Source organism: Anabaena sp. CCY 9613, assembly GCF_963920895.1.
GTDB lineage: Bacteria > Cyanobacteriota > Cyanobacteriia > Cyanobacteriales > Nostocaceae > Cyanocohniella.
This window is the reverse complement of sequence record NZ_CAWUDE010000015.1, coordinates 1-12,551: the sequence shown is the minus strand read 5'-3', so window position 1 is coordinate 12,551 and position 12,551 is coordinate 1. Positions and strand designations below refer to the sequence as shown.

Below are 12,551 nucleotides of genomic sequence, written 5' to 3'. Positions count from 1 at the left end.
CTATGAATAATTTACATTCATAACAGGTATGGATTTTAGTCATTAATTTAATTTACTGAATTTTTAGAAAAATTATTTGAGGTTGGGTTTGAAATATATTTAACCCAACCTTTTATTGGAGCATTTTCTTCTGTTCAATTGCTACAGAGACAGAAGACAAAAATAGTATCGCTCTGATGATGGCAATTTACTGAGATGATGGATTGCTGTTCTCTATTATTGGCGACCTACTGGTGTTATATCTCCATCAACGGAACCTGTAGCGGCGCCGAACTGCTCACCATTGAAGAAAATGGTATCGGTTGCACTAGAAGCACCGAAGGCCTGTGTGATGGCTTCAACATTACCATGAGTAGACATTTTGGGTGCGTTGTATTGCTTTTTCATGATTGATATCCTCAATTTTTGGTTTTTTAATGGACGTAGTTGTAATTTGAGCTAGCGCTCGCAGAACTTGGACTTACGGTTTGTATTCACCTGCCAAGAATTTGGACTTACGGCTGCACTTGCTTGTAGTCAAGCCACAAAGCTAAAATTACCGCCTGCCAAACGGCCATAATGTCTCCTTTTTGAACTTGGTTTTCGGTTGATAAAAGTCGTTGATAAGCTGCTTGTAGGAAATCTATATCTACGTATTTTTCCAGATTTCCCAGTTTATGAGTCATTACTTATGACAGGATTTCGCGGTTACGGTTGAGTAGTCCATCGTTAAAATTTGGCGTCATATCTGCTTTTCCGCCACGCCATTGAATTTTTTCCGGCAGTATACCAGCTAAAGCCCTTCGCATGACTACTCTTCCCCATCCTTGATCTAACTTTTGCTCAGAAGGCAAGGCCAGGCAAAATTCTACTAATCGTTTATCCATAAATGGATGACGAGCTTCTAAAGAGAACATGGCTGCATATTGATCCGCCTGCTCAAAAGTGTAAGCTAATATACCTTGCGTGAGATTACACCAATGTTCTTCTCTTACCGTTAAGGGTGGTTGAGGATAGGCATTAAACTTGTGAATTCGTTCTTCTAAGTGAATATCCTCAGCAAATTTACTGTTAACTAGGGGTGCTTTTGAGGCAGCAGTCATACAAGTAATCGGTTTTTTTCGTAACCGCCGCCACAGTCGTCGCATTGATTGAGGAATTAAAGGTTTCAACCCAAACTTAATAATTAATACTTGGCGGGGAATCCCGAAATGTTGGTGAATTAGTTGCACAGCTTGAGCAAATTCTACCCACCGGAATTGCTTAATTAAGTCCTGGAGATAAGGCAAACCATAGTTTTGCAATATGCCCAGGGGGGGGAGGTTAAAGTGGACAGAAACAGTTTTTAATTCTGATATTAATATTTGCCATTTACCTTGGCGTGCTAGTTCGGTAAGTCTAGCGGAACCGTGGCAAACCACAGTGTCGCCATCAAACCCGTCCAGGCAAATTCTAATTCCTAGTTCATTGGCAACACGGTTTAAGTTCCAAGGATAAAAGTGACTCGGGCCTAATAAAGCTTCGTCTTCATACTGAAATATGCTGTCTAGGTTCGATAAAGGATTACACTGATCACCGTGAATATAGTGAGGAATTAAACCTCCTTGTTCCAACACTGCATTGATGAATGGACGCTCGTCACACTCGGTAATTTCATCAAAAATATTGGATATAGTATGTAATTCTTGAGGTTTTGCGGCTTGGTGAAGTAAATGCCGCGCCACACAAGTAATAGCAGAAGAATCTAATCCGCCGCTCAAGTGGCTGGCGATCGCAAAAGCACTACGTAAACGACAGCGTACTGCTTCAGTAAAAATATTTTTAAATTCCTTAGCATACTCTTCGTTAGAATATAACCGTAATTCCCGCTGTTTGTCAAGTTGCCAATATGGCCAAATTCTCATGACAGATTGGTTGATGACCATACTATGAGCCGGGGGCAGTCGCAGAATATCTTGGTAAGTGGTGATGACTTGATCTTCCATCATCAATGCCAAATAATCGGCAATTCTCACCTCGTTTAGTCGGCGTGGTATTTGTGGTAAACTGAAGATGGCTTTGATTTCTGAGGCCAACACAAACATTGTGCCTGGTTGGTAAAAGTAATAGAACGGCTTGACCCCTAAGTGATCCCGCGCACAAAAAAGAGATTGTTTATTTTGATCCCAAATGGCAAAGGCGAAATCCCCTAAAAGACGTTCTGGGCAAGACTCACCCCACTTTTGATAGGCAGCTAAGATAAATTCACTATCTGTAATTTTTTCTAAAGGACGATCTGCTAATTCCAACACCGACATCAATTCATCACGATTATCTATCCTGGCATCCGCAGTAATTACCAGTTTTGCTGCTTGATTAACTAAAGGCAGTTTCTCTATTAAAGATTCGGGGGTTGTCCATAACATTCTGTGCCCCAACCCAACAGACTCTTCGACCCAGGTATCTGCACCATCAGGGCCACGGTGGGCGATAATATCAACCATTCGTTGGAGATCTTGAGGAACTACCGCACGATTGTTGAGATACTGCACACCCACAATCCCGCTCATAATTTCACTCCTTCCAGAGATGGTAGGGGTATATAGCGGGAAAGGTCTGGGATATTACCTATAATTACCAGTCCTTGATATTCAATCCAAGCATGAGCTTCTAACTTTCCTGTTTCTGCCTTAGCAACGCCTAGGCGCAATTCCCCAGAATGTCCGTAGCGACGCATCAGTACTTGAGTAGTCAAGGCACGTGCGAGACATTTAGTGCCGGGGACATAAGGCGTTACTTTATCGACAGTCCAAACAATTTTGCCCACAGACACTTGGTTGGTACTGGGCAGTGGTTCACGGGAGTGACTAATTTTAGTTAGGAGTTTTAGTAATTGATTAAACTGGATTAACACCAGTCCTAGCCTGATGGCTGCCAGTAAAAAGAAGGTGACGATTAAAAAATTGCGATCGCCTGCACTTAAACACAGAAACTTACGCAGTCGTTTCATTTTTAACCTCAATTAATTCAGCCGTGAGAAAGTCTTTCAACAATGCTATCAGGTCGCGATCGCACTCATCAGAAGCAACTTCATATTCTTCTAAAATCACCTGCTTGATCTCTTTTACCACTTTTGGTTCTTGAATCAAAGTCCATATCCTTGCCCCCACCTCATTCAGTCCGTGGTAAATTCCCGTTTTGAAATGCAAAATAACTGCTTCACCGCCGATATCGGAAACAATCTGTTCAGGAACTGCTACTACCATCGAAGAATCGCAAATATGAGCATCTAATTCCGTAATTTTCATTTTATTTTCCTTCTTTTGTGTGGCTTTTTCACCCAAGACATAGCAAAACATCTCAATACTCTTGATTATGGACTATTTTAGAGAAATGACAGTTATGCTAGGTGTCAGTTTTAGTCTAGTTTTCTAAAATAAAATTTATAGTGAAACAGCCTTAATTCTTAGTATTAAACACTGTATTTTCATCTCTTATCCTTTATTTATTAAGGATTCACACAAAGTTATACTTACGTATATTATTCATCAAAATACTATACATACGTGTAGTTAATTGTCAAATCAGGTTTATGAAAAAATACAATACTGTTATTTTTCCTAGATAAATGGCAGCTAATTGACATTTAAAATGTGGTTTTATAGCGAATTTTGCCTAAGACTTGGCATATTCGATTGCAGAGTCACAAAACATACAACAAGAATACGATTAAGCATTTAAAGCACCCAATTTAACTTTGTTGATTTTTGACCAACTGACCAAATCTTGTAAAGCAACAGAAAATAGCATCCCTAAATTTTTCTCCCGGTACTTGACAAAACCTGGTTAGTGAATGTTATAGTGTCTTAGTCAACTGATGGGGCGTAGCCAAGTGGTAAGGCAGCGGGTTTTGGTCCCGCCATTCCTAGGTTCGAATCCTAGCGCCCCAGTGAAATGAGGAGTAATTAAGTTTGCTCCTCTTTTTTTTGTCTAACCGGAAGAAGCAGGGGTGCAGGGGGAACAAGCCCTTTACCCCTGCGTGGAGCGGAGCGGAACAGGGTATAAGCCCCTTCTTTCTAGGACGCTCATATGGGGCAAAGTCCAAGCATCGTCACGGTTTTCCCCCTTGTTCCCTGCCCCTTTTCTTCTTGGTGACTCAATACCTAAGTGAGGCAACCGATATGGTCTACGCAATGTTACTGTAGATATATTAAATAAATTGACCCCAGTTCGGTTGTATCCTCAACAGAGTAGTTAAAATCATTGGGTATAATAGCCACATTGTGGAAAAAACCTATACCCTCTGAAGTTATTTGCTTCATAAAGCTAGTCAGTTAATTCAGTAATTTTTCTGCTAAAGTTCAAGCTAAGACAATTTTGAACAAGTTTAATTAAACTACGCCAAGTCTGTTTAAGAAGTTTCAGTAGTTTCAATTACAAATACTATGCTTCAGTCAGAGAAAAATCCCTACCTGTTATCACAAACTAAGATTGCTCAGTCAAATAGTGATGATGAATTGAATCTAGGTCAAATTGCAGCAGTCTTACGTCGTCGATTGTGGTTAATTGTGGGCATAACAGGCGTATTAGCAACCGCATCTGTACTGAAGGCTAAATCAGATCCCCCAGTCTATCAAGGGACGTTCGACATTTTGACCAGACGGGGGACTGGCGAAAGTCAAGTGGTAGCTAATTTCCCTCAATCCATAGATTCTCCAGGAAATACAGCTACCCCTCAGCAACAGTTGCAAACAACAATTAAGGTTTTACAGAGTCCTAGAGTCATCGAACCTATTATTGCTCAACTTCAGGCTCAAGACCCGAACTTTATTGACAGACTCCAGGCTCAATACCCAGAGTTTATTGACAGACTTAAGGCTCAACATTCAGAAATTACTCCCAATTTGTTATATGAAATGTTTGTGAGTAACTTAATCGTTACATCCCAAGAGCCAAACATCATTAATGTTCAATTTATTAACCCAGATAGACAAATAGTCAGAGATTTTTCCAATTTACTAGCTGATGCTTATTTGGAGTATAGTCTGGAGGATAGGCAATCAGAAGTAGTTCAGGCAATTAACTTTGTCAACGAACAAAGAAAGCCTTTAGATGAGCGGGTAAAATATTGGCAAAATCAACTACGGAACCTGCGATTAGAAAATAGTTTAATTGACCCCACCCAAAAAAGTCAGGAGTTGTCAAATCAAATTTCTACATTGACTAGACAACAACTAGAAAACCGGGTGCAATTAGAAGAATCTATAGCTAGATATCAGGACTTACAAAGTGAGTTAGCACAACAGCCAGGAGAGAGAGCTGGTAATTCTTTGTTGAGTGAAAATAGTAGATATCAAGCAATACTGGATCAACTGCAAGCTGCGGATATTGAACTCTCCAGACAGTCAGCCGTATTAACGGATGATAATCCTATAATGGTGACATTAAGAGAGAGGAAAGCTTATTTACTTCCTTTGCTGGCTGGAGAAGAAGAGCGAGTACAAAGAGATTTTCAAAGCCGTATCCGCGCACTATCAGCTCGGGAAATTTCTTTAACTGAGAACATTAAAGAACTCTATAATCAAGTCAGAATTTTGGCTAGCATTAGCCGTAATTACGATAATATTCAGCGGGAATTACAAATTGCCACCGAGGGGCTGAATCAGTTTACAGCTAAACAACAAGCCTTACAAATAGATAAAGCTCAAAAGCAACAACCTTGGCTATTACTTGATCCGAAATTATCTAGAGTTAATAATCCTGGGGCTATTTCTGATAGTGCTACGAGAAACTTAGCAGTAGGTGGTGCTTTAGGCCTATTACTAGGCATAGGAGCAGCCTTAATTGTAGATAAGCTCAGTAATATATACTATAGTGCCCAAGAACTGAAAGATAATACTCGACTACCACTTTTAGGGATAGTTCCTTTAAGAAAAGATCTGGAAACAACCAACCCTACACAATTATCTAGAGCAATACAACAACCAAATAGCGCCTCATTTTTCGAGGTTTTTCGTTCGCTTTACACCAACATATTGCTTTTAGGTTCAGATACACCAATTCGTTCTTTAGTAATCAGTTCACCCGTGCAGGGTGATGGTAAATCTACAGTTGCTATACAATTAGCACAAGCGGCCGCAGCTATGGGGCAAAGAGTATTACTAGTAGATGCTAATCTACGTTGTCCTACCCTACATAATCGAGTAGGACTGATGAATATTCAAGGATTGACAGATGTCATTTCCCAAGATCTAGATTGGCACAATGTCATCGAGCGATCGCCACTAGAAGACAACTTGTTTGTCATGACAGCAGGGCCAATTCCCCCTGATTCGGTCAGGTTGCTGGCTTCTCAAAAAATGCATGATTTGATGGACAACCTACAAGCCAGTTTCGATTTAGTTATTTATGACACTCCGCCACTTTTAGGGTTTGCAGATGCCTACTTAATGGCTTCTAATACCGATGGTATTGTGCTAGTAGCTGGTTTAGGTAAGCTAAAGCGTACTGCACTACAGCAAGTATTGGAAGAAATTCAGATCTCCGGTACTCCCCTATTAGGAATGATAGCTAATAGATCTAAAGACGCTACACCTGTATCTCATAACTATTATCACCAGTACTATCAGCAAAACATGGTAGCGCAACTATCTAGTAGAGATGTAGAATCACGTCGTGCCTCTGCATTGAGAGGTAACGGACACCGTTAGGGTTTGTAGAGAGGACTTTAGTCGAATGGCACTAAGAAAAGCGGAAAGGTATGCAGGATAAGGACTACAGCTTTTAAAGCTATTGAACAATGAAGGGAAGGGTGAGGCGAAAGCTTTCAGCACTAATGAAAAGCCCTGTGCTGACGGCGCAGCGTCTAGTAGAGAAGCTAATTGCTGTGCTATGGAAATGCAGCATCATAAGTAGTTTGCTGAAAATTATCGTTCACAAGGTTGTCCTCGACCGTCCTGCACGCAGCGAACCACGAGTTACCAAACGCCGCCCCAAAGCCTACCCCAGATTGACCAAACCCCGGCAAGAATTACGTAAACAATTGCAGACTGCTTAATCAATAAGGGTTTCCGCTTTTCTTAGTGCCATTCCAATATAAAGTAATCACACCGCATCTGCCATGCCAAAGCGTCTTCTTGTAGTCGAATCCCCCGGTAAAGTCAAAAAACTCAGCCAAATCTTGGGTGCAGATTGGATCGTCCGCGCTAGTTGTGGTCACATCAGGGAACTGAGCAACGAGGGCGATGATTCACTGGGTTTCAGCATAGATGGCGGTCGTGTAAAGTGCAATTACATTCCCCGCGACCAACGAGCCAAAGAAACCATCCAGAAACTCAAGTCTGCTGTCAAACAGGTGGATGAAGTCGTCTTGGCAACAGACCCCGACCGAGAAGGTGAAACGATCGCTTGGCATCTCAAGGAAGTTTTGGGATTGAAAGAACCCAAACGAGTGGTCTACACAGAAATTACAGCAGCAGCAGTCAGAAATGCAATAGCTAACTCCAGAAAACTTGATTTCAACTTAGTGGGTGCGGGACTGTGCCGAGATTGTTTAGATAAGTTGGTAGGGTACAAAGGTAGTCCCTTGGTTTGGGCATTGAACAACGGGGCTAAAAGTGTTGGCAGAGTCCAAAGCGCCACATTACATTTAATTTGTCAGCGAGAAAGAGAAATTCAAACATTTGTCCCCCAGGACTACTGGAACGTTTTTGTTGATTACGCCGAAGGGTTTCGGGCATTTTACAAAGGTACGTCAGAATCTCGTTCCTCCGCACAACAGGAAGAAACTGATACAAATGATGATGCCAACCCAAATGCTACAAAATCACCCGAATCTAAGCGTGTGTTATCTGAAGCTGAGGCTACAAGATTAGTAGAAGAAGCAAAGCAGCATCCTCACAAAATTATCCAAATCGAAGGGAAAACCGTCAATCGTCAAACACCTCCGCCATTCACCACTTCCACACTTCAGCAAGCAGCCGGTTCCAAACTGAGGTTTTCTCCCGATAAAACCATGCAGGTTGCCCAAAAACTGTATGAAGCTGGGTTGATTACATATATGCGAACAGATTCGGTGATGTTGAGTCCTGAATTTTGTGCCAGCGCCCGGCAATGGTTAGAGCAAAACGACCCCTCGAATGTACCCCAGCAAGTAGCCAAACACCGTAGTAGTAAGTCTGCTCAAGAAGCGCATGAGGCTATCCGTCCCACAGATATATTCCGCCCTTCAGCACAATTACGGGAAGAATTGCCACTGGATGAGTTTAACCTGTACGTGATGATTTGGAAACGTGCCATTGCATCCCAGTGTAAAGCTGCTCAACTGAGAAAAACTCAGATAATTACCCAATCAGGAAATCTGCTGTGGCAAGCCAGGGGTCAGGTGATTGAGTTCTACGGGTACGCTCGTTACTGGAACAATCTCAGCAAGGATTCAGTGTTACCTTCGTTACAACAGGGACAGGCACTCACTGTGGCGAATGTAGCTAATGAGCAGAAGCAAACCCAGCCGCCGCCACGTTACAGCGAACCTAAACTTGTACAGTTGATGGAACGCAAAGGCATTGGTCGCCCCAGCACCTATGCTCCCACTGTTGCCACCCTAAAAAAACGGGCTTATGTGGAGTTGAAAAAAGATAATCTACAACCAACAGCTTTGGGGTTGGAGGTGGATGAGTTTTTGCAGAAGGCGTTACCCGATTTACTGGAGGCTGAATTTACCGCCAAAATGGAAGATGCCCTAGATGCGATCGCAGAAGGTAAACAAGGTTGGCAGCAATATCTTAGTGGTTGGAATCAGGACTACTTTGTACCTGCACTTTCTAAGGCAAAAACCCTAGTTGCGGGTGCATCAAAGGGTACAGCTTCTGCACCACGACAGTTTGAAATTTCTAAAACTCACTGTCCTCAGTGCAATAGCTTGATGTCCAAAATACCCAGCACCAAGGTCAAGAAAAAGTATTTTCTCAAGTGTACCAGTGGTTGCGAAAATGTGGTGCTGTTTTGGAGCGATTGCGCGGAGCGCAGTGCCGGAGGCAATCGCTCTAAGACCTGGGAAGCCCCTCGCACTCAAGACAGCGAACCAAAACCACCCGCTAAGATAACTTCGTATCCTTGCCCTGTATGCCAAAAGCCTTTGGAGGAGTACAGCTATACCAAGGATGGGCAGCAGAAGACAATGCTCCGGTGTTCAGATCCTCAGTCTCGTCAGGATAAAAAACACAAGGATGTGGCTTATTTTAGTACAGCGAAAGGGTGGTGGAGTCCGAAGTTTGGGGAGTTAGGAAGGAGGTAAATTAACGGTTCACTTTGAAGGAATTTCTGATGACCTCTGACAACACTGACTCGCGGCGGGTGAGCTATACCGTTAGACCGTAATTACTCAGTAGCAAAACTTACTAATTTTTCCCCCCGCTTCCCCTGCTCATTTCACGATGATCTCACTTTTTGGCGTTGCTCCAATCACACCCCTGAGTAAGAATTGGAGCTTAAACCGATTCTTATGAACTACGTGCATCCGGCTACGCCTGAGATGCACGTTTCCGATGCTTCATTTGAGCAACTTGCTTAAAGCTTCCGCACCAAGTAGAGGCTGACTCATCTGCATCTGTAGAGGCACGTTCCATACCCCTTGCATAGTTAAGCATAACCATTGCTGCGGCGACATCTCTATCACATTGGTATTCGCACTTTTCGCAATGATGAACTCTATCTGCTAATGATTTTTTCTTTTGATGACCGCAATTAGGGCAGGTTTGAGATGGCTTAACTTTAGTCGTTGGAATCTTAATGTAAAACCCTCCAGCCTCACTGACTTTGTACTTAATTAAGTCTTTGAGATTGCCAATCCCCACGTCTAATAAAGACCTATTTAGTCCTGTCTTCTGATGTTTTCTTTTACTGCCTTTTTTAGATTTACGGATCATCCCCTTAAGGTTTAATTTCTCAGTCGCTACCAGGCTATTACAGCTAACTATCTGTGTAGAGACTTTATGCTGCCAATCTTGTCTTTGTCTTGCGACTTTAGATTGAATTTTAGCTACATCTGCTGTTGCAGGAAGCTTAAAAAGTTCCACAGCGCGTATGTTAAAAAAAGAGTTCCCCGAAGAAGTGAAAAAATATTATTGGGGTCAAGTATCTTTTTGGTCTAACTCTTATTATGTTGCTTCCGCTGGTGGCGCACCAATTGAAACGTTGAAGCAATATATCCAAAACCAAGATAGTCCCGAATAGCGCTATCCTTCCCCACCCCGCGTTTCTGAGGGTGGGGAAGGATAGCGCAATATGTTCAAAATATTTCGCCAACGGCATCCATATTTCGTCATACCCCCAAGTTGAGTAGAGGCTTAAGTTTTCTGTACAGGAAATTTTTACCTTGAAGCCAAGGCTTTTTCATGCATGTTATGGGAACCACAAGATAAGACCCTGATTCCCTTTTAGCATATAAATCTTGCCCTATGGTTGAACAATCATCATCACTGTGTTCTTTACTGAAGGCGACTCTAATTTCAGAGGCAAATTCTGAAAACCCTAGCTGTTCTGCCATACTCGCCATCATTGCAATTTCATGGGAAGAGTACTTTAGATACTTAGATTCACCACACTCCTCTAGCTCGTTGACTAAACGAATCAGTAGCACATCCTTATCAATGTTATCCAAGATAGAAAACTGCTCATGCACTCTAGCTAATGTTGCATGGTTCCATTTTAGCAGTGTGTACTTATGGATATACTCTTCAGTTTTTGCACCAAAAGCAAGATAAATCCTTTGCCTTAAATGTTGTGACTTAATGCTACTCAAGTTTCCTTGAGCATATATGGCATGTAATAGCCCTGCACAAACTAAATCCACTGGAGCTTTCAAATTAATCAGAATACTAGCTGTGCCTACTAGGTGAGAGATAAATGTCTTCCCAGAAGGTCTAAACCATCCGCTAAAAGCCTCTATTGTCAGGGTATATGCTTTAGATATAAGGTATATGTCCTCAGTTTTGTAGCCTAGCTTATTCGCTTGAGCATACAGCTGAATGTTCGTTTGGGCGCACAAATGCATAATTCTAGTGTAAAAGAAGTTTGTGTGGATAGAATAATGACGGTTTAAAAAAAGAAGTGTTGTTCCTCATGATTTCAACGAAATCATCGCAGACTCGTTGTTATAGGGGAAAGAATTGCAGCCTGCTTCAATACTTTTCTTTGTATAGCCACAATTCACATCTGCATTAACTAAATCTTATTAGTGGGATAGTCTCTTGGTATTTAGCCCTAGAGACTAGAAAATGATTCACAAACTTTAGATTAATCCACTTATCAAGATCTATTGCTCATATCCTTACTTTGAGAAACTTTCTTGAATGCACTACTGAAAATTTTCAAATCATCAAGTCTCATAACTTAAATGATTCGATTAATAGTTACTTTATGCTAGTTTTAAGATAATTGCTAGGCACATGCAATTTTAGTGCAACAATAATTTTGTCTTCTCAATAAGCGATCAGCTCGATATCGTAAATAGTAGCAAATGGCTATCAAACAAGATACCTGTATGCATCAATTATGCAACAAACATTAGATAAAGGAACTTCGGCATCAATACTTTTATGCTATAGAACCCATTTGACATCTTTTAGGGTATTGAAGTAAAGTGGCGGCAAAAGCCATATCCAGCAACCATGCCGTACTCTAGCAGCCTAACAGATGAAGAATGGGAAATTCTAGAACCCCTACTGCCGACTATATTGCCTGCCAAGAAACAGACTAGACCCTCGAACTGGACAAAAAGAGAACTCCTAGATGGCATCTTCTATCAACTAAAGAATGGCTGCAATTGGGAAGACTTACCCAAGGACTTGCCCCCTTACTCAACTGTATATTGGCATTACAAGCAGTGGCGGGCCCAAGGATTGATAGAAGAACTAATGAGAGTTTTACATGGACTTGTGCGTGAACAGGTAAAAAAAAAGCCAAGTGGACAACGTTGATAATTATCGACTCTCAAGCGGTGAAAAATACCTGTAATGCGAGTATTACATCGAAAGGATATTGTTTCTACAAATCGACTAATGGCATTAAAAGACATCTAGCTGTTGATACCCTGGGGTTTCCCTTCTTTACTCATTGCACCAAAGCAAATGTGTCTGACGATATGGGTTTAATTGAGATGTTGACTAAAAACATCGATTATTTCCAGTCAAAGCCCGTTAATCTTGCCAAAATCACCATTCTGCTAGACCACGGTTATCACCCTGAACATCTCAGGCAGGAGTTAGAAAAGGTTTATCCCCAGATGATGACGAAAATCAGGTTTGAACTTTCGCCAAAACCATCAAAACACGAAAAGAAAGAATTAGGGCAGTCTGGGTTTATTCCGGTGGCTGCGAGGTGGGTAATTGAACGCTCAAATGCCTGGATGGAGAGATGCAAAATTCTTGTCAAGAACTTTGAGAGAACTCTAGTTAATGCAACTGCCAAGGTTAATCTTTGTTTTATTCGGTTGATGGTTAAGAGGCTTGCAGCCTCTTCTTAGATGTCAAATGAGTTCTATAAGGATATCGCCCCAAACTCACCAAAGTATAAGCACAAAGCATTCCCACATC

12 protein-coding genes, 1 tRNA gene and 1 pseudogene are annotated in these 12,551 nt (G+C 41.7%); 7 read left to right on the top strand and 7 right to left on the bottom strand.

From position 1 onward, the window contains the following. Positions 1 to 216: 216 nt before the first annotated feature. The 5 genes from ACM0OT_RS17295 to ACM0OT_RS17275 all read right to left on the bottom strand — a co-directional run bounded on the left by ACM0OT_RS17295 (position 217) and on the right by ACM0OT_RS17275 (position 3,266). Positions 217 to 387: a lasso peptide gene (locus ACM0OT_RS17295; protein ID WP_414565659.1), complete on the bottom strand. Its 171-nt coding sequence runs from the start codon at positions 385 to 387 to the stop codon at positions 217 to 219. A 107-nt stretch (positions 388 to 494) separates the two neighbouring features. Beyond that, positions 495 to 665 (bottom strand): hypothetical protein, encoded by a 171-nt coding sequence (locus tag ACM0OT_RS17290; RefSeq protein WP_414565658.1) that lies wholly within the window; start codon positions 663 to 665, stop codon positions 495 to 497. A gap of 3 nt (positions 666 to 668) precedes the next feature. Next, positions 669 to 2,528, bottom strand: a complete 1,860-nt coding sequence (locus ACM0OT_RS17285) for a lasso peptide isopeptide bond-forming cyclase (protein ID WP_414565657.1) — start codon at positions 2,526 to 2,528, stop codon at positions 669 to 671. Further along, complete coding sequence (locus ACM0OT_RS17280) at positions 2,525 to 2,968, bottom strand: lasso peptide biosynthesis B2 protein (protein WP_414565656.1); 444 nt, start codon at positions 2,966 to 2,968, stop codon at positions 2,525 to 2,527. The genes ACM0OT_RS17285 and ACM0OT_RS17280 overlap by 4 nt, the downstream gene beginning before the upstream one ends. Then, on the bottom strand, positions 2,952 to 3,266 hold the full coding sequence (locus tag ACM0OT_RS17275) for a PqqD family peptide modification chaperone (RefSeq protein WP_414565655.1): 315 nt from the start codon (positions 3,264 to 3,266) through the stop codon (positions 2,952 to 2,954). Before ACM0OT_RS17275 ends, ACM0OT_RS17280 begins: the two co-directional genes overlap by 17 nt. A 570-nt stretch (positions 3,267 to 3,836) precedes the next feature. Between ACM0OT_RS17275 and ACM0OT_RS17270 the strand changes: the two genes are divergently transcribed. From ACM0OT_RS17270 to topA, 4 genes are all read left to right on the top strand, one after another. After that, positions 3,837 to 3,908: transfer RNA gene (locus ACM0OT_RS17270), tRNA-Gln, on the top strand. Positions 3,909 to 4,403: 495 nt separating this feature from the next. Then, positions 4,404 to 6,668: a GumC family protein gene (locus tag ACM0OT_RS17265; protein ID WP_414565654.1), complete on the top strand. Its 2,265-nt coding sequence runs from the start codon at positions 4,404 to 4,406 to the stop codon at positions 6,666 to 6,668. 125 nt (positions 6,669 to 6,793) lie between these two features. Further along, positions 6,794 to 7,015 (top strand): hypothetical protein, encoded by a 222-nt coding sequence (locus ACM0OT_RS17260; protein WP_414565653.1) that lies wholly within the window; start codon positions 6,794 to 6,796, stop codon positions 7,013 to 7,015. 63 nt (positions 7,016 to 7,078) lie between these two features. After that, positions 7,079 to 9,253, top strand: coding sequence for a type I DNA topoisomerase (gene topA, locus ACM0OT_RS17255; protein ID WP_414565652.1), 2,175 nt, complete (start codon positions 7,079 to 7,081; stop codon positions 9,251 to 9,253). 226 nt (positions 9,254 to 9,479) lie between these two features. Here topA and ACM0OT_RS17250 read toward each other — a convergent pair whose 3' ends face one another. Further along, positions 9,480 to 10,034, bottom strand: a complete 555-nt coding sequence (locus ACM0OT_RS17250) for an RNA-guided endonuclease InsQ/TnpB family protein (RefSeq protein WP_414565651.1) — start codon at positions 10,032 to 10,034, stop codon at positions 9,480 to 9,482. On the opposite strand from ACM0OT_RS17250, the pseudogene ACM0OT_RS17245 reads away from it, so the two are divergent. Further along, positions 10,003 to 10,191, top strand: a pseudogene (locus ACM0OT_RS17245) (transposase); the annotation flags it as partial. The gene ACM0OT_RS17250 and the pseudogene ACM0OT_RS17245 sit on opposite strands and share 32 nt — an antisense overlap. A gap of 88 nt (positions 10,192 to 10,279) precedes the next feature. Here ACM0OT_RS17245 and ACM0OT_RS17240 read toward each other — a convergent pair. Then, positions 10,280 to 11,011, bottom strand: coding sequence for a DUF6817 domain-containing protein (locus ACM0OT_RS17240; RefSeq protein WP_414565650.1), 732 nt, complete (start codon positions 11,009 to 11,011; stop codon positions 10,280 to 10,282). 616 nt (positions 11,012 to 11,627) lie between these two features. Between ACM0OT_RS17240 and ACM0OT_RS17235 the strand changes: the two genes are divergently transcribed. Both ACM0OT_RS17235 and ACM0OT_RS17230 read left to right on the top strand, forming a co-directional pair. After that, positions 11,628 to 11,936, top strand: a complete 309-nt coding sequence (locus tag ACM0OT_RS17235; protein WP_414565649.1) for a transposase — start codon at positions 11,628 to 11,630, stop codon at positions 11,934 to 11,936. Next, positions 11,933 to 12,481, top strand: a complete 549-nt coding sequence (locus tag ACM0OT_RS17230; protein ID WP_414565648.1) for a transposase — start codon at positions 11,933 to 11,935, stop codon at positions 12,479 to 12,481. The genes ACM0OT_RS17235 and ACM0OT_RS17230 overlap by 4 nt, the downstream gene beginning before the upstream one ends. Positions 12,482 to 12,551: the final 70 nt, after the last annotated feature.